Annotated in this window: 16 protein-coding genes; 11 read left to right on the forward strand and 5 right to left on the reverse strand. The window is 57.0% G+C overall.

The window, feature by feature from the left end:
• Positions 1-7: 7 nt before the first annotated feature.
• Positions 8-490, forward strand: a complete 483-nt coding sequence (locus JWR17_RS10185) for an ATP-dependent zinc protease (RefSeq protein WP_299830823.1) — start codon at positions 8-10, stop codon at positions 488-490.
• Complete coding sequence (rimK, locus tag JWR17_RS10190; RefSeq protein ID WP_299830824.1) at positions 487-1,392, forward strand: 30S ribosomal protein S6--L-glutamate ligase; 906 nt, start codon at positions 487-489, stop codon at positions 1,390-1,392. Before JWR17_RS10185 ends, rimK begins: the two co-directional genes overlap by 4 nt.
• Before the next feature lie 99 nt (positions 1,393-1,491).
• Here the strand turns inward: rimK and JWR17_RS10195 are convergent, their stop codons facing one another.
• Positions 1,492-2,805 carry an ATP-binding protein gene (locus tag JWR17_RS10195; protein WP_299830826.1) on the reverse strand — a complete coding sequence of 438 codons (1,314 nt, stop codon included), beginning with the start codon at positions 2,803-2,805 and terminating at the stop codon, positions 1,492-1,494.
• 176 nt (positions 2,806-2,981) lie between these two features.
• On the reverse strand, positions 2,982-3,722 hold the full coding sequence (ompR, locus tag JWR17_RS10200; protein ID WP_299830828.1) for a two-component system response regulator OmpR: 741 nt from the start codon (positions 3,720-3,722) through the stop codon (positions 2,982-2,984).
• Positions 3,723-3,961: 239 nt separating this feature from the next.
• On the opposite strand from ompR, the gene JWR17_RS10205 reads away from it, so the two are divergent.
• From JWR17_RS10205 to gshA, 3 genes are all read left to right on the forward strand, one after another.
• Positions 3,962-6,286, forward strand: a complete 2,325-nt coding sequence (locus tag JWR17_RS10205) for a Tex family protein (RefSeq protein WP_299830830.1) — start codon at positions 3,962-3,964, stop codon at positions 6,284-6,286.
• Entirely contained in the window at positions 6,286-6,669 is a 384-nt protein-coding gene (locus JWR17_RS10210; RefSeq protein WP_299830831.1) for a PaaI family thioesterase, read from the forward strand. The genes JWR17_RS10205 and JWR17_RS10210 overlap by 1 nt, the downstream gene beginning before the upstream one ends.
• Positions 6,670-6,868: 199 nt before the next feature.
• Complete coding sequence (gene gshA / locus JWR17_RS10215; protein WP_299830833.1) at positions 6,869-8,455, forward strand: glutamate--cysteine ligase; 1,587 nt, start codon at positions 6,869-6,871, stop codon at positions 8,453-8,455.
• Between the two features lie 140 nt (positions 8,456-8,595).
• Here the strand turns inward: gshA and argA are convergent, their stop codons facing one another.
• Together argA and argE are read right to left on the reverse strand one after the other, a co-directional pair.
• Positions 8,596-9,894 carry an amino-acid N-acetyltransferase gene (gene argA, locus JWR17_RS10220; protein ID WP_299830835.1) on the reverse strand — a complete coding sequence of 433 codons (1,299 nt, stop codon included), beginning with the start codon at positions 9,892-9,894 and terminating at the stop codon, positions 8,596-8,598.
• Positions 9,895-10,023: 129 nt separating this feature from the next.
• Positions 10,024-11,181, reverse strand: a complete 1,158-nt coding sequence (argE, locus tag JWR17_RS10225) for an acetylornithine deacetylase (RefSeq protein ID WP_299830837.1) — start codon at positions 11,179-11,181, stop codon at positions 10,024-10,026.
• 175 nt (positions 11,182-11,356) lie between these two features.
• On the opposite strand from argE, the gene JWR17_RS10230 reads away from it, so the two are divergent.
• The gene (locus JWR17_RS10230) at positions 11,357-12,724 is read left to right on the forward strand and encodes a CYTH domain-containing protein (RefSeq protein WP_299830839.1); all 1,368 of its coding nucleotides are present in this window, start codon (positions 11,357-11,359) and stop codon (positions 12,722-12,724) included.
• A gap of 167 nt (positions 12,725-12,891) precedes the next feature.
• On the opposite strand, the gene JWR17_RS10235 is transcribed toward JWR17_RS10230, so the two are convergent.
• The gene (locus tag JWR17_RS10235) at positions 12,892-13,362 is read right to left on the reverse strand and encodes an Lrp/AsnC family transcriptional regulator (RefSeq protein WP_299830841.1); all 471 of its coding nucleotides are present in this window, start codon (positions 13,360-13,362) and stop codon (positions 12,892-12,894) included.
• Between the two features lie 126 nt (positions 13,363-13,488).
• Here JWR17_RS10235 and JWR17_RS10240 point away from each other — a divergent pair, with 126 nt between their 5' ends.
• The 5 genes from JWR17_RS10240 (at position 13,489) to JWR17_RS10260 (ending at position 17,729) form a co-directional block, all read left to right on the forward strand.
• On the forward strand, positions 13,489-13,836 hold the full coding sequence (locus JWR17_RS10240; protein ID WP_299830842.1) for a hypothetical protein: 348 nt from the start codon (positions 13,489-13,491) through the stop codon (positions 13,834-13,836).
• Between the two features lie 117 nt (positions 13,837-13,953).
• Complete coding sequence (locus JWR17_RS10245; protein WP_299830844.1) at positions 13,954-15,738, forward strand: GspE/PulE family protein; 1,785 nt, start codon at positions 13,954-13,956, stop codon at positions 15,736-15,738.
• Between the two features lie 221 nt (positions 15,739-15,959).
• A complete protein-coding gene (locus JWR17_RS10250; RefSeq protein ID WP_299830845.1) occupies positions 15,960-16,880 on the forward strand; it encodes an SPFH domain-containing protein in 921 nt (306 codons plus the stop codon).
• A 9-nt stretch (positions 16,881-16,889) separates the two neighbouring features.
• On the forward strand, positions 16,890-17,339 hold the full coding sequence (locus JWR17_RS10255) for an NfeD family protein (RefSeq protein ID WP_299830846.1): 450 nt from the start codon (positions 16,890-16,892) through the stop codon (positions 17,337-17,339).
• Positions 17,340-17,408: 69 nt separating this feature from the next.
• Entirely contained in the window at positions 17,409-17,729 is a 321-nt protein-coding gene (locus JWR17_RS10260) for a DUF2388 domain-containing protein (protein WP_299830847.1), read from the forward strand.
• Positions 17,730-17,739 lie beyond the last annotated feature (10 nt).

Here is a 17,739-nt window from a genome sequence, read left to right on the forward strand (position 1 = left end):
AATCGCTTTGAAAACATTTGATCATTTGACAGTCGTAGGTCTTCGCGAGTGGGTGGCGCTGCCGCATTTAGGGGTGGCCGGTCTACGCGCGAAAATCGATACCGGGGCCAGTACATCAAGCTTGCACGCGACTGAAATCGAGCCGTTCGAGCGTGACGGAGAGAAATGGGTACGCTTTAACGCGCACCTCGGCACGGTGGTGCAACTGCGCCATCGCCGCTGCGAAGCGTTGCTGGTTGCCATGAAGACCATAAAAAGCAGCAACGGCCACACCCAGGTCCGCTACGTCATCCGTACCACCCTTGCATTGGGTGATCGGGTCTGGCCGGTGGAATTTACCCTGGCTTGCCGAAAAGCCATGCGCTATCGCCTGTTGCTCGGCTCAAAAGCTCTGATAGACGGCCATTTGGTGGTTAATCCGGGTATTACATACGTTCAAGAAAAGCCGGCATTTCCGGCCTCTACTACCTCTGTCACAGGTGTTGCATGAAGATCGCTGTGCTGTCGCGCAATCCGCGTCTGTATTCCACCCGTCGCATGGTCGAAGCGGGTACCGCCCGGGGCCATGAGATGGTGGTGATCGACACTCTGCGCGCGTATATGAATATCGCCAGTCATAAGCCGCAGATCCACTATCGCGGCAAGCCATTGGAAGATTTCGATGCGGTGATCCCGCGAATCGGTGCTTCGGTGACCTTTTATGGCTGCGCAGTATTGCGCCAGTTTGAAATGATGGGCGTATTTCCGCTCAATGAATCAGTCGCCATTGCCCGCTCACGGGACAAGCTGCGCTCACTGCAACTGCTCTCTCGTCGCGGTGTTGGCTTGCCAGTGACCGGTTTTGCTCACTCCCCGGACGATATTCCCGACTTGATCCGAATGGTCAACGGCGCGCCGCTGGTCATCAAAGTACTTGAGGGTACCCAAGGTATCGGCGTGGTGCTGTGTGAAACAGCCACGGCAGCCGAGTCAGTGATCGAGGCATTCATGGGTCTCAAGCAAGACATCATGGTTCAGGAGTACATCAAGGAAGCAGGCGGCGCGGACATTCGCTGCTTCGTGGTGGGCGATAAGGTAATCGCTTCAATGAAGCGTCAGGCCAAGCCAGGAGAATTTCGTTCGAACCTGCACCGTGGCGGTAGCGCCAGCCTGATCAAGATAACCCCTGAAGAGCGCATGACGGCGATTCGTGCCGCCAAGGTCATGGGTCTAAGCGTGGCCGGTGTGGATATCCTGCGCTCCAATCACGGCCCGCTGGTCATGGAAGTGAATTCGTCGCCAGGCCTTGAAGGCATCGAAACCACCACCCAAAAGGACGTGGCCGGGATGATCATCGAATATCTGGAGAAGAACAGCGGCCCGCACATGACCCGGACCAAAGGAAAGGGTTGATAGAACTCGACCTGTAGGAGCCAACTTGTTGGCGAAGGATTTTGTGAAGCCCTCAAACCGCCTCGCCAACAAGTTGCCTCCTACCGATAACATAGCTTCCTAAACCGCATCCCTCGGCAGCATCAGGCCCAGCGGCAATCGCACCCGGGCCTCTAGTCCTCCACCTGAACGATTTCGCAGTTCGACGTTGCCGCCGTGCATGGCAGCGATGCGCTTGACGATGGCCAAACCCAACCCAGTGCCTTTGCCGCTACGGGCGCGGTCGCCCCGGATAAAGGGATTGAAGATGATTTCCAGCTCTGACGGATCAATTCCAGCCCCACGATCTAGCACGCTCAGCACCACGTACGGGGCGCTGGCGTCACCTGACACATAAGCGGCAACTTCAATTCCGTTGCCGGCGTGGTGCATGGCATTGCCAATAAGATTGTTCAGCAAGCGCTTGAGGGAAACCCGACGCAGTGGAAACGGTGGAATCGGCTCCAGGCACAAACGAATCTGCTCTGTGGCCTGATTGAACGGTGCGACCACCTCCCGTACCAAGTCGCTGAGGTCGACTTCTTCAATCCGCTCATCACGCCCATCACGGATGAACGCCAGAAATTGGTCGAGGATCGCGTCCATGTCTTCGATGTCGCGGACCATGCCCTCAGTCAGTTCGTTTTCGTCGGTCATCAATTCAAGCGATAAACGCAGGCGAGTCAGCGGCGTCCGCAGGTCGTGGGAGACCCCCGCCAGCATCAACTCTCGCTCCTGCCCCGCCTGTTCGACGTCTTCAGCCATCTGGTTGAACGCACGATAGACCTCGGTCATTTCGCTGGGCGTATCGCTGATGGGCAACCGCACGCTACGGCCCTGCCCCAATTGACGAGCAGCGAAAACCAGACGCTTAAGCGGCTGATTCAACTGCCGGACAAATATCCAGGCCGACGCGGTAGACAACAATCCAATAGCAAGGAACCAGCCCAGCACGCTCCAGATCTTCTGGCCGCGCAATGGATGCGGATACAACGGTACTTTCAGCCAGCCATCACCCAGGCTTGGGGCACGTACCCACAGTGCGGGTGGTGCATGCACACGCAAGCGTACTTCGGTGTCGGCGCCCAACTCGGCCTGCATCTGTCGCTGATAAATCTCGCTGTATGGCCAATGCTGCTCACCTTCCGGCACACCGCCGCCCACCACCCGAATCAGCCCTGCGGCTTCGGCAATGGCCGTACGGTCTTGCTCGTCAGCGGCCCAATATGCGCGCAACGTCAACGCGACACCGTGGCTGTACTGCCTGTCGACGAGCACGTCCTCGTTCATCAGCAGGTAAACCAGGGTGAGCGCCTTGGAAAACAGCACGACGATCAACACCAGCCAGAGGGTGCGAGAGAAGAAGCTTTGCGGGAACCAGAGCGGGGTTTTCATGACGGATAAGTTACACACTTTGCAGGTGCGAGGCGGACTCGCGGAGTTGACGGGTTGCAAACGGCATCAGTGGCACGATTACCCACACCAAAAACGCCGATAACCCTTCAGAGGGTTATCAACGGTATGGATGAATTCGGCGCCTTGGGCGGCTCACACCTACAAAAAAGCGCATGTTATTTGGTGCCAGCACCATCTGGAACGAATACGTAACCCACTCCCCAGACTGTCTGGATATAACGAGGCTTGGAAGGGTCCGGCTCGATCAGTCGACGCAAGCGTGAAATCTGCACGTCGATGGAGCGCTCCAATGCGTCCCACTCACGGCCACGTGCCAGGTTCATCAATTTGTCCCGGGTCAGTGGCTCACGGGCGTGCATCACCAATGCTTTTAGCACCGCGAATTCGCCAGTGGTCAGCATGTGTACTTCGTCACCGCGCTTGAGTTCACGGGTTGCCAGCGAGAGTTCGTAGTCGCCGAAGGACACAGACTCGTCTTCGCTGCCGGGCGCGCCAGGTACAGGCGCAGTCTGGCGACGTAGAACAGCCTTGACCCGCGCCATCAACTCATCGGGGTTGAATGGTTTGGACAGGTAGTCGTCAGCGCCTAATTCCAGGCCACGGATACGGCTGAGCTCATCGCCTTTAGCGGTGAGCATGATGATCGGCACCTGATTGTTGGCCGCACGCAGGCGACGACAGGCGGAGAGTCCGTCTTCACCCGGCAACATCAAGTCCAGCACAACAAGGTGAAAAACCTCACGGGCCAGCAAGCGGTCCATTTGCTCGACGTTCGCTACAGCGCGTGCGCGATAACCCTTGCTGGTGAAAAAACGTTCTAACAGGCTGCTTAATCCTGGATCGTCGTCAACGATGAGGATTTTTTCCCCTTCAGCAGTTTGTGCAGTGCTGCTCATTGGAAGCTCCTTTAATCTCGGCGCGCATTATGGCGTAGCTACCGACTTACGTACTGAGTGCATTGTTAGCAGATTTTTCCGGCGCCGCCAGCAACGGTTGTGGATAGCCTCCTTTACAGGCTTCAATCCCCCTAATCGTAGATCGCCGGGTATAATGCGCCGCCGCGAAGTCAGGCAGCCCTGACCTAGCCGTTCGCAAATAGTCGTATTTTTTTGTTCACAATTTGCCAGGTGGTTTTATGGACAGCATCAACAGCCGCATCGCCGAGGAACTCGGCGTCCGCCCACAGCAGGTCGCAGCGGCCGTCGCTCTGCTTGATGAAGGTTCAACCGTGCCCTTCATCTCTCGCTACCGCAAAGAAGTGACCGGCAGCCTCGATGACACCCAGTTACGTCATCTGGAAGAACGCCTGCGCTACCTGCGTGAACTCGACGAACGGCGCATCAGCATCCTTGCCAGCATCGAAGAACAAGGCAAGCTGACGCCCGAATTGGCTCGAGACATCAAACTCGCTGACACCAGAACCCGTCTTGAAGACTTATACCTGCCTTACAAGCAAAAACGCCGCACCAAGGGCCAAATCGCCTTGGAAGCCGGTCTGGGCGAACTGGCCGATGGCCTGTTCAACGACCCGAGCCTGACGCCGGACAGCGAAGCCGCGCGCTTCGTCAATGCCGAAAAGGGCGTGGCGGATGTGAAGGCCGCACTCGAAGGCGCCAAGTACATCCTGATGGAGCGCTTTGCCGAAGACGCCAACTTGCTCGACAAGCTGCGCAGCTTTCTCAAGCATGAATCGGTAATCAGTGCCCGAGTGGTGGCTGGCAAGGAAGAAGAAGGCGCCAAATTCCGCGACTATTTCGAACATGACGAACCGCTGAAGAGCATGCCGTCGCACCGTGCGCTGGCTATTTTCCGCGGCCGCAACGAAGGCTTTCTCAGTTCGTCCCTGAAAGTCGGCGAAGAATTGCCGGGCGCCATGCACCCGTGCGAAATGATGATCAGCGAGCGTTTCGGCCTACAGAACCAGAACCGTCCTGCTGACAAGTGGCTGGCAGAAGTCGTGCGCTGGACCTGGAAGGTCAAACTCTATACCCATCTGGAAACCGACTTGCTGGGCGAGTTGCGCGAAGGCGCGGAAACCGAAGCGATCAATGTTTTCGCGCACAATTTGCATGACTTGCTGTTGGCCGCGCCCGCTGGCCCGCGCGCAACGTTGGGCCTTGACCCAGGCCTGCGCACCGGCTGCAAGGTCGCGGTGGTCGACGCCACCGGCAAGCTGTTGGACTACGCCACGGTCTACCCGCACGTTCCGAAAAATCAGTGGGACCAGACCATCGCGGTATTGGCCGCCCTGTGCGCCAAGCATGCAGTGGACCTAATTGCCATCGGCAACGGCACAGCCAGCCGTGAAACCGACAAACTGGCAGCTGAACTGATCAAAAAATACCCAGGCCTGAAAATGACCAAGGTCATGGTTTCCGAAGCTGGCGCCTCTGTGTATTCAGCTTCCGAGTTAGCGGCCAAGGAGTTCCCGGACCTGGACGTGACCATCCGTGGCGCGGTGTCGATTGCTCGTCGCCTGCAGGATCCACTGGCTGAGCTGGTGAAAATCGATCCTAAATCCATCGGTGTCGGCCAGTACCAGCACGACGTATCTCAGTTGAAACTGGCCCGGGGCCTGGACGCAGTGGTTGAAGACTGTGTGAACGCCGTCGGTGTTGATGTGAACACCGCCTCAGTGGCGTTGCTGGCGCGTATTTCCGGCCTCAACTTCACCCTGGCACAAAATATTGTCAGCCACCGCGACGAGAACGGCGCGTTCAAAACCCGAGCGTCGCTGAAAAAAGTCAGCCGCCTCGGCGAAAAGACCTACGAGCAGGCTGCTGGTTTCTTGCGTGTCATGAACGGCGATAACCCGTTGGACTCGTCAGCCGTCCACCCGGAAGCGTACCCGTTGGTGCAGCGTATCGCGGCTGAAACCGACCGCGATATCCGCTCGCTGATCGGCGATGCCAGTTTCCTCAAGCGCCTGGACCCGAAAAAATACACCGATGAAACGTTTGGCCTGCCAACCGTGACCGACATCTTGCAGGAACTGGAAAAGCCAGGCCGGGATCCAAGGCCTGAGTTCAAAACGGCTGAGTTCCAGGAAGGCGTTGAAGAACTCAAGGACTTGCAGCCGGGCATGATCCTCGAAGGCGTAGTGACCAACGTCACCAACTTCGGTGCTTTCGTCGATATCGGCGTGCATCAGGATGGTTTGGTGCATATCTCCGCGCTTTCGGAGAAGTTCATCAAGGATCCGCGGGAAGCGGTCAAAGCCGGTGACGTGGTAAAGGTCAAGGTCATGGAAATTGATATCCCACGCAAACGTGTCGGGTTGTCGATGCGCATGGGCGATACGCCGGGCGAAAAAATTGACGGCGCACGGGGTGCTCGTCCTGGCTCAGCGCCGCGCGCCCAGCAAAGCGCCCCACGAAAAGAAGCGCCGCCAGCCGTGGCTCCCGTGAATAACGCCATGGCTTCATTGTTTGCCAACGCCAAACAGCTGAAGAAACGCTAATGCAAATTCCTGACGGACTGACTCAAAGCGCGTTTTTCACTACCCTCGGCTGCCAGCTGATTAGTCTGGACGACGGCATCGCCCACGTCTCGCTTGGGCTGGAGCCGCATCTACGCAATCGCGGCAACGTAATGCACGGCGGCGCCATCTTCAGTCTGGTTGATATCACCATGGGACTGGCCTGTTCCAGTTCCCACGGCTTCGATCAGCAGAGTGTGACCATCGAGTGCAAGATCAACTATATGCGCTCGGTCTCCGAGGGCGAAGTGCTATGCATCGCCAAGGTGTTACATGCAGGGCGGCGCACACTGGTCGTTGAAGCGGACGTGGTCCAGGGCGATAAACTGGTCGCTAAAGCGCAAGGCACGTTCGCTGTCGTCTAGCTGTCGGACATCGATATGGGTTAATTTCGACACTGAGCGAACGGTGTCGAAATTTCCTATTTTTGGTGCAGCCAAATCGTACAACGGGTATCGGCACACCCAACCAAAACCAGGCGATGACGCCAGTTCTTCTCTTCACCCTTGTAGATGGTCATATCCACCCCCATATTGGGGCGACTGACGCGTGAAGGAATCTAACTTGAGCGAACTTCTCAACCGCCGCCTGGCTTTGCTAAGCGAGCCTACTCACCTCTCCTTGCTGGAGCAGTGCCTGCACGGTATTGAGCGTGAATGCCTACGCGTAACTGACCAGGCACGCCTGGCACAGACCCCGCACCCGGAAGCATTGGGTGCAGCATTGACCAATGAACAAATCACTACGGACTATTCTGAGTCGCTGCTGGAGTTCATCACTCCGGCATTGGCGGACCCGGCCGACACCCTCGCCAGCCTGGACAAGATTCACCGCTACGCCTATAGCAAACTCGGCACCGAATACTTATGGAGCCCGTCGATGCCGTGCCCGCTGCCGGCCGAGGAAGATATTCCGATCGCCTACTATGGCACCTCGAATATCGGCCAGCTGAAGTATGTTTACCGCAAGGGCCTGGCGCTGCGTTATGGCAAATCCATGCAGTGCATTGCCGGGATTCATTACAACTTCTCGTTGCCAGAAAAGCTCTGGCCAGTGCTTCGGCAAGCGGACAACTTCGTCGGCAGTGATCGTGATTTCCAATCGTCCTCCTACATTTCGCTGATTCGTAACTTCCGCCGCTATAGCTGGTTGCTGATGTACTTATTCGGCGCGTCGCCGGCCCTGGACGCAGGGTTCTTGCGCGGCCGTTCGCATCAGTTGGAGCAATGGGACGCAGAAACCTTGTTCTTGCCGTATGCCACCAGTCTGCGCATGAGTGATCTTGGTTACCAGAGCAACGCCCAGGCCGGCCTGACGCCGTGCTACAACAACCTGAGCAGCTACATCGACAGCTTGCGTGAGGCGGTGGCGACCCCGTATGCGCCGTATGTGGAGATCGGCACCCGCAAAGATGGCGAGTGGATTCAGCTCAATACCAACATTTTGCAGATCGAAAACGAGTACTACTCCACCATCCGCCCGAAACGCGTGACCTATTCCGGCGAGCGTCCGATTCAGGCATTGATGGCCCGTGGCGTGCAGTATGTTGAAGTCCGCTGTCTGGACATCAACCCGTTCTTGCCGATGGGTATCGATTTGGAGCAAGCGCGGTTCATCGATGCGTTCGTGCTGTATTGCGCGCTGCAAGACAGTCCGCAGCTGGCAGATAACGAATGCGCCAATGCAGAATCGAACTTCAAGACGGTGGTCAAGGAAGGTCGTCGTCCGGGCCTGGAATTGCGCCGCAATGACAGCACGATGGAACTGAAGGCCTGGGCAACCGAGCTGTTGGAAAAAATCACTCCGTTGGCGCAGTTACTCGATCAAAGCCATGGCGGCGAAGAGCATTCAAAGTCTATTGCAGCCCAGCAAGCCAAGGTCAAAGACGCATCGCTAACACCTTCGGCCCAAGTGTTGGCGAGCATGAGCAAACATTCGGAAGGCTTCACCGCGTTCTCTTTCCGTCAGAGCCAGGCGCATGCTGAGTATTTCCGCAGCGAACCCTTGAGCGTTGAAGACCAGTCGCACTTCGAAACCCTGGCTCGCACCTCCATTGCCCAACAGGCAGAACTGGAACAAACCGAAGAGATGGTCGATTTCGATACGTTCGTGGGTTCGTATCAGGCAAGTATCCTGGCCATCAGTAACTGAAAAGCTCGCCAACAAGTTGGCTACTGAAATTGGCGGTCTTGCCTCGATATCTGTAGGAGACAACTTGTTGGCGAGGCGGCGTACCTTACACACCGCATCAGACCTCTCGCCAGCAAGTTGACTCCTCCAGAGGATCTGCCTTATAGCGCCTTTTCGAATATCTTCGAGTTACGCTGATAGTTGTATAGCGACGCCCTGGCGCTAGGCAGGCGGTCAACGCTGCTGGGCTCGAACCCGCGTTCACGGAACCAGTGCGCTGTGCGGGTGGTGAGGACGAACAGGGTTTTCAAGCCTTGCTCCCGGGCACGGACTTCAATTCGCTCCAATAACACATCCCCACGACCACCGTGACGGTACTCCGGGTTGACAGCCAGACAGGCCAGCTCGCCAGCGTCTGAATCAGCAATCTGATACAACGCCGCGCAGGCAATGATCAGCCCTTCGCGCTCGACAACGCTGAACTGCTCGATCTCGCGCTCCAGTACTTCCCGCGAGCGACGCACCAAAATGCCCTGCTCTTCCAGGGGGCTGATCAGATCCATCAAGCCGCCGACGTCTTCGATTGCCGCCTCACGCACCTGTTCGAACTGCTCTTGGGCGACCAACGTACCGCCACCGTCCCGGGTAAACAGTTCGGTCAACAGTGCGCCGTCTTCGGCGTAGCTGACGATATGGCTGCGACCTACGCCGCCACGGCAGGCTTGCGCCGCCGCATCGAGCAATTCGGCCTGATAATTACTGCCCAGGCGTTGCATGTGCGCCGGAACCTGCTGCGGACGCAGCTCACGGACCAAACGGCCCTGCTCATCCAGCAAACCGCGCTCGGCACCAAACAGCAGCAGTTTATCGGCGCCTAGATCAATGGCGGCACGGGTGGCGACGTCTTCGCAGGCGATATTGAAAATCTCCCCGGTCGGCGAATAGCCCAGCGGTGACAACAGCACAATCGAGCGCTCATCCAGCAGCCGGTTGATGCCTTTGCGATCAACCCGACGCACTTCGCCGGTGTGGTGATAGTCCACGCCCTCAACCACACCAAACGGCCGGGCCGTGATCCAATTGCCGCTGGTCACCCGCAGCCGAGAACCCTGCATCGGTGATGCGGCCATATCCATGGACAGACGGGCTTCGATGGTAATACGCAGATGCCCGACGGCGTCGATCACGCACTCCAGGGTCTCGGCATCGGTAATGCGCAGGTCACGGTGGAAACGTGGCGTAAGGCCGCGCTCGGCAAGACGGCTTTCAATTTGCGGGCGCGAGCCATGGACCAATACCAACCGCACGCCCAGGCTGTGCAACAGCACCAGATCGTGAACGATATTACCGAAGTTCGGATGCGCAACGCCGTCGCCGGGGAGCATGACGACAAAGGTGCGATCGCGGTGGGCATTGATGTATGGCGAAGCGTGGCGAAGCCAATTTACGTATTCGTGCATAACGTGAAGAGCCTGTAAAAATTGGACGAAAGCGAAACAACACACAGCGTTGTGGTGGTTATCGTCGGATCAGGCATCGCAACACGCGCACTCTCCTTCTGGTTAAAGGCCATTTGAATAGGGCCAGACTCACAGGGCGGTCGCCGGAGTCAGGCAATAGTATTCAACCAATTGCCGCAGTAAAAGCACTGTAGGTTCCAAGCGTGACATTTCGAGGTGCTCGCCCGGTTGGTGAGCGCAGGAAATATCCCCTGGACCCAGCACCAGTGTCTCGCAACCCAGACGTTGAAAGTAAGCCGCTTCGGTCCCAAACGCCACTGCCTGGGCTTTATGTCCGGTCAAACGTTCCGCAACCCGAACCAGCTCTGAATCGGCGTCCTGTTCGAATGGCGGCGCCTCGGGGAACAAGGGCGCGTAATCGATTTTCACCTGGTGCAATTCAGCCAGCGGTTGCAGCTTCTGCATGATGGCGGCCCGTAGCACCTGCGGGTCCATGCCGGGCAAAGGCCGTAAATCAAACTCCAGCGAACACTGGCCGCAAATCCGGTTGGGGTTATCGCCGCCATGAATGCAGCCAAAATTCATGGTCGGGTGCGGCACGCTGAATTGCGGGTTACGGTATTCGAACTGCCATTGCTGGCGCAAGGTTTTCAATTCGGTGATGGCGTCGTGCATCGCTTCCAGTGCGCTATGACCCAGGCTGGGGTCCGAGGAATGGCCGCTGCGCCCGAGAATATGGATACGCTCCATCATTACCCCCTTATGCAGGCGGATTGGTTTCAGGCCGGTTGGCTCACCAATAACTGCCGCGCGGCCCAACGGACGACCTGCTTCGGCCAACGCCCGCGCACCGGCCATGGAGCTTTCCTCATCGCAGGTGGCCAGAATCAGCAGCGGTTGCTTGAACGGTTTACCCAGCAGCGGCTGAACGGCTTCGATCACCAACGCAAAAAAGCCCTTCATGTCGCAACTGCCAAGCCCCACCCATCGCCCATCGACTTCGGTCAGCTTCAGCGGATCGGTTTTCCACAAAGATTCATCGAACGGTACCGTGTCGCTGTGTCCTGCCAGCACCAGGCCGCCAGGACCGCTGCCGAAACTGGCCAGTAGATTGAACTTGCCGGGGGACACTTGCTGGATATCGCAGGCAAAACCCAAATCGCCCAGCCAAGTCGCCAGCAAGTCGATCACAGCGCGGTTGGACTGGTCCAGCGCAGGCTGGGTGCAACTCACCGAAGGCGCGGCAACCAAGGCAGCAAATTGTTCTTTCATGGTCGGTAAGGGCATACACGATCTCCGCTAATCTGTGCGACATACAGTCCATCATAGAGCTATCGCGACCCAGGAATAAACCGTGACTACGCATGTCCTGTACACTGCTCGGCCTTAGCAGCCACGTAATTGAAGGCTGCGCCCCTTTTGTTCGCGATTAACTATTAGCGATTAGCTCGGATTCCCGGCCATGCAGAAAGAAACTGAAATCAAACTCCGCGTCAGCCGCGAAACCCTCGCTGCACTGCGCGAGCACCCGTTACTGAAAAAGCGCAACAAAAGTGGTTGGGAGCGGCTTGAGCTGTTCAACCAGTATTTCGATACCCCTGAACGTGATCTGGCGACGGCCAAGGTGGCCCTGCGCATACGCAAAGACGGCGACGCAATCATCCAGACCATGAAGACCCGCGGTCAAAGCATCGCCGGCCTATCCGAACGCAACGAATACAATTGGGACATTCCCAAAGCCAAGCTCGATTTGAAGAAGCTCGACGGCGAATGCTGGCCCGAGCAACTGGCTGAGCTGGACAAAAAAACCATCAAGCCAGTGTTCACCACCGATTTCATCCGTGAACGTGCGGAAATCGCCTGGGGCCGTGGCAAGGCCAAGGTCGTGATCGAAGCGGCGCTGGACTTGGGCAAAGTGGTCGCCGGCAAGCAGCAGGAAGAAATCTGTGAGCTGGAACTCGAACTGCGTGAAGGCGAGCCTGCAGCGCTATTGGAATTGGCCGCTGAGCTGGCCGCTACGCTGGCCTTGATGCCCTGCGATATCAGCAAGGCCGAACGCGGCTATCGCCTGTTCGATGCCGACAGCTACTCCCTGAGCTTGCCAACACCCGAACTGACCGCCGAAATGCCGCTGGACGACGCTTATTCCGCGTTGGCCTGGTATTTGTTGGGCAGCAGCCAGCGTTTGGCCGAGCAATACCGCTTCAATGGTCACTGGCGTTTGTTGCAGGACTGGGTTGCATTGCTGGCCGAGTTGCGCGCCTTGACCGGCAGCCTGGGCCAAGCCGCGCCGCGGACCTCGACCCATGAAATGCGCGTCTCGCTGGATGCCTTGCTTGAAGACTGGCGTCCGTTGGTGCAGGCGGGTCACGAAGATCCCGATGTGCGCAACGTCGCACATGAACAATTCATTGAAGAACTGCAAGACACCCGCTGGGGCCTGTTTTCGCTGAACACTTCACGCTGGTTGTTGGCCCGCAGTTGGACCGCTGACCGCAACACCCGTGGCAATCGTCAGGGTGCTGCGCAGCTGGCAAACTGGGTGCCACGCCTTCTGGCCGAAGAAGCGACCTCGTTGCAATTGGGCCGCTATCAACAGCAGCCGGAAGACCTGGCGGAACAGTTACCGCGCATTGAACGCATCCTGGCCTGGCTGCACCTGGCCCGTAGCGCGCTGGATTTGCCGGAATTGGACCGTCTTTACGGTGAGCTGAACAAGCTTGAGCAACTGGCTCATCAGCCCATCAGCGATGAAGTGCTGGACGCCCGCGTGCAGCAGACCGTAGTTGTGTTCCAGAGCCGTGCCTGGAAAACGTTATTGCGGTTGTAACGGTTTTGCAAACCTCAAATCTGTAGGAGCCAACTTGTTGGCGAGGCGGCTGATGCAACGTGCCCGGTCCGACGCCTCGCCATGTAGGTTCTGTGTTTGCTGCGCGACAGTGCGGCGTCGGAGACGTGGCGGAACGTCTACCGGTGATGAGGGTTCCTGTTTAGGCATCAACCCAAAATCGGCAAGCTGGTGGTGGACTTGATCTCCGACAGGGCCACTGTCGAGTTGACCTCTTGTATCCCCGGCACCAGCGACAGTTTCTCGAAGAAGAAGCGCTCGTAAGCCTCAATGTCCGGCGTGACAATCCGCAGCAAAAAATCCACTGACCCCATTAGTACGTAACATTCCAGTACCTCCGGAAAACCTCGGATCGCTTCTGTAAATTCCGTGAAGTTCGATCGACCGTGGGCGTTCAGTTTTATCTCGGCAAAAATCTGCGTGTTCAAGCCGATCTTTTTACGATCGAGCAGCGTCACTTGGCGTCGAATTATTCCTTCGTCCTTTAGCCGTTGGATTCGCCGCCAGCACGGCGATTGCGAAAGACCCACGTGCTCTGCGATTTGCGCACTGGACAGCGAAGCGTCCTCCTGCAGCAACGCCAGAATCTTTCGATCATAGAGGTCCAGTTCGCTTTGCATAGTTAATTCTCTAAACGCCGTTACGGCGCATTGATAAGTCGGTAACAGGCTAATTCAATCGATCATGGAAAAGAAATTTCTTTCGAGGCATGCAAGAATTTCTCTCAGTCGAAACAGGAGATCCCCATGTCCAACGTTGAAAGCACCCCGCTCACCGTGGCACGTCCTGACGTGTGGGCCGTCAACAATGTCCACGTTCGCGCGCATTACCAGATTCTCGCTGAGGCGGAGCCAGATTTGCTGTGCCGGGTGCTCAACCTGTTCGCGATGCAGTACTTGATTCCGCAGCAGGTCAGCGTGTTGCAACAGGATGAAACGCTCATGTTGGACATTCAGCTGGACGGTCTGACGTGGCATCGGGCGCAGGTGATCAGCGAAAAAATGCGCAATTTGATCAATGTTTGCTCTGTGGTGCTGGAGTCCCTTGAGGCAGAATCCATCTCTGCGGAGCGTGTGGCACTAACAGCAGGTTGAATCCGAAGCAAACTTTCGACATCTTTGCACTCGGTTCAGGTATCGCATGCGGCGCGCCGCGGACTACTCTTGTCTAGCCGTTAATCGGTTAGAGCAAAACTGTCCCAAGGAGCCCGAATGTCTGTCCTCGCCTCAGTTGCCCAAGACCGCCCGCTGGATCTCAACGATCTGCTGCGCGACTTGGTTGCTCAAGGTTTTATCGACCAAAGTTCTGCAGAGGACGCCGTGAAATTGCGCCGCACTGCGGTCAATTTTCAACTGCATCCGCTGGATTTCCTCGCGGCCCAGCAATTCGACAATTTGTTACGGCCGGGCAAGAAGCTCGACCTGGAAACCCTTACCGCCTGGCTTGCTCAGCAATCCGGCCAGCCCTACATGCGTATTGACCCGCTGAAGATCAATGTGGCGGCTGTCACGCCTTTAATGTCGTATGCCTTCGCCCAACGGCACAAAATTCTCGCCGTGGCGGTGGACCGTGAATCCGTGACCATCGCCAGCGCCCAGCCCTATGTCAGGGCATGGGAAGCTGACCTTGCCCATGTGTTAAAGCTGCCCATCAAGCGCGTGATTGCCAACCCGGTAGACATCCAACGACTGACGGTCGAGTTTTTCCGGCTGGCGAAATCGGTCAGCGGTGCCAACGCCACTGACCAGCGGCTGAGCAACCTGGGCAACTTCGAACAACTCCTCAAACTTGGCGCCAGCGACCAAGAGCCGGACGCCAACGACGCGCACATCGTCAATATCGTCGACTGGCTGTTCCAATACGCGTTTCAGCAGCGAGCCAGTGATATCCACATCGAACCGCGACGTGAACAGGGCACGGTGCGTTTCCGTATTGACGGCGTGCTGCACAACGTCTATCAATTCCCGGCACAAGTCACTATGGCCATCGTCAGCCGCCTGAAAAGCCTGGGCCGGATGAATGTCGCCGAAAAACGCAAACCGCAGGACGGCCGGGTGAAAACAACTACCCCGGACGGCGGCGAGGTCGAGCTGCGCTTATCAACCCTTCCTACCGCCTTCGGCGAAAAGATGGTGATGCGGATTTTCGACCCTGAGGTGTTGCTGAAAAACTTCGATCAGTTGGGCTTTTCCGGCGATGACCTACGCCGCTGGCAGGACATGACGCAGCAACCCAACGGCATCATCCTGGTCACAGGCCCCACCGGTTCAGGCAAGACCACAACGCTGTACACCACCCTGAAAAAGCTGGCGACCTCGGAAGTTAATCTGTGCACCATCGAAGACCCGATCGAAATGGTCGAGCCCGCGTTCAATCAGATGCAGGTTCAGTACAACATCGACTTGACCTTCGCCAGCGGCGTTCGCGCATTGATGCGTCAAGATCCGGACATCATTATGATCGGCGAAATCCGCGATTTGGAAACTGCCGAAATGGCGATCCAGGCGGCGCTTACCGGTCACCTGGTGCTATCGACGTTGCACACCAATGATGCGCCGAGTGCCATCAGCCGACTGCTGGAACTCGGCGTGCCACATTATTTGCTCAAGGCGACGATCCTCGGGGTCATGGCGCAACGGTTGGTGCGAACGCTATGCCCGCATTGCAAAGCGCCTATAGAGTTGGACGAAGGCGACTGGCAGACACTTACCCGGCCGTGGCAAGCGCCTGTTCCCACCGGCGCTCATCGAGCGGTAGGGTGTGCGGAATGCCGCGATACCGGTTATCGCGGTCGTGCCGGGGTGTACGAGATCATGCTGATGTCGGACAACGTCAAAGCGTTGATCACCTCCGACCTCGACCTCACCGCCATGCGCCGTCAGGCGTTCAAGGAGGGCATGCGTAGCCTGCGTTTATCGGGTGCACAGAAGGTTTCCGCAGGATTGACCACACTGGAAGAGGTCCTGCGCGTGACACCGCAGAGCGAGCAAAAATAACAAAATCCCTATAGAAGCCAACTTGTTGGCGAGCTTTGCTCAGCGCGGTGCGCCTGACACAACGCGGAGCGCAGGACACAACGCCTCGCCAACAAGTTGGCTCCTACAGCAGGTCTTCCCATAGATCTGCCACATTTTGTGGCAGATCTATGCTGAGTTAAATCGCCCCTAAGGGTGTATTTCTGCCTAAATGCCTTTCAACCATTAAACAGGGAACCGTTATGCAAATCGGTAGTGTGCTTTTACTTTTCGTCGCGCTGGCGATCGCCATCGTCTTCATGGGCTTCAAGGTGGTACCGCAAGGTTATCAATGGACGGTAGAACGTTTCGGGCGTTACACCAACACGCTGAAACCAGGCTTGAACATCATCGTGCCGGTGATGGATCGCATTGGACGCAAGATCAACGTGATGGAAAGTGTGCTGGATATCCCGCCGCAGGAAGTCATCACCGCGGACAACGCAACCGTGCAAATTGATGCGGTGTGTTTCTTCCAGGTGGTCAATACCGCCCAGGCCGCTTACGAGGTGAACAACCTCGAGCACGCGATTCGTAATCTGCTGCAAACTAATATTCGTACGGTGCTGGGTTCCATGGAGCTCGATGCGATGCTCAGCCAGCGCGACGGCATTAACGAAAAGCTGCTGCGCACGGTCGATGAAGCCACCGCGCCGTGGGGCATCAAGATCACCCGTATCGAGATCAAAGACATCAGCCCGCCAGCGGACCTTATGGCGGCAATGTCTGGCCAAATGAAAGCCGAACGGATCAAGCGCGCACAGATTCTTGAAGCTGAAGGTCTGCGGGCGTCAGCAATTTTGACCGCCGAAGGCAAGAAGCAGGCGCAGATCCTCGAAGCTGAAGGTGGACGGCAAGCAGCCTTCCTCGAATCAGAAGCCCGTGAACGTCAAGCCGAGGCCGAAGCACGCGCCACTCAAGTTGTTTCCGAAGCGATTGCGTCCGGCAACGTGCAAGCAATCAACTACTTTGTGGCGCAGAAATACATTGATGCGCTGGGTAAACTGGCCTCGGCAAACAACAGCAAAGTGATCCTCATGCCGCTAGAAGCCAGCCAAGTGATTGGCGCTGTGGGCGGTATTAGCGAAATCGTCAAAGCTACCTTTGACAGCAAAAAAGTCTAAGGCGCGACCATGTGGGACTACCTGCAACACCTGTCATTCTGGGATTGGTTGGGGCTGGGCACGGTACTGCTGATATTGGAGGTCTTCGGCGCTGGTGGTTATTTGTTGTGGATAGGCGTCGCTGCGGCAGGCGTCGGGGTTCTCAGTTTTTTGATTCCAGCCATACCGTGGGAGCTTCAGTTTGTGCTGTTCGCGGTACTCTCGGTGCTGACGGCCGTGTATTGGTGGCGACGTCAACGCAACGCGGTCAGGGTGTCTGATCAGCCAGGGTTGAACATGCGTGGCCAAGAGTTGATCGGGCGTACCTTCGTGGTTCAAAGCGCGATCATTGGCGGTCGCGGCAAAATCAAAGTGAATGACGGTGTATGGATGGTGATCGGCCCCGATCTGCCGGTCGGCAGCCAAGTGCGGGTAGTCAGCCAGGACGGCGCTGTGCTGAAGGTCGAGGCGGTGTCTTAGGGGCTTATGGAACTACGGCGGGGCTTCGGCCATCCAACCTTCAGAACAACCACGTTGGAGTTACCCACCATGCGCCTCAAGTTTGCTATAGCCACGTTAGCTCTGCTCTCTCTCCCAGTCGGGTCTGCGATGGCGGACGGTTTTTTGCGCGATGTACTTTCGTCAGGCGCAACAACCGGTTCCACGTACCTCACCTTCAGACATGACCGTAAGTTAATCGTAGCGGCCCAGGACGATGCCGATAGCTTCGTTGCCAGCGATGGCGCTATCCATGGCCCGTTCCTGGAAGCAGCCATGCAACAAGTGCGTACAGACAATCCAGGCCTGAAAGCAACGGATATGGAACTGGCCAATGCGATCCTGGATAAAAACCTGGTAGCTGATAAATAGCTATTGAGCT

This window comes from Pseudomonas sp., from assembly GCF_028293835.1.
Lineage (GTDB): Bacteria > Pseudomonadota > Gammaproteobacteria > Pseudomonadales > Pseudomonadaceae > Aquipseudomonas.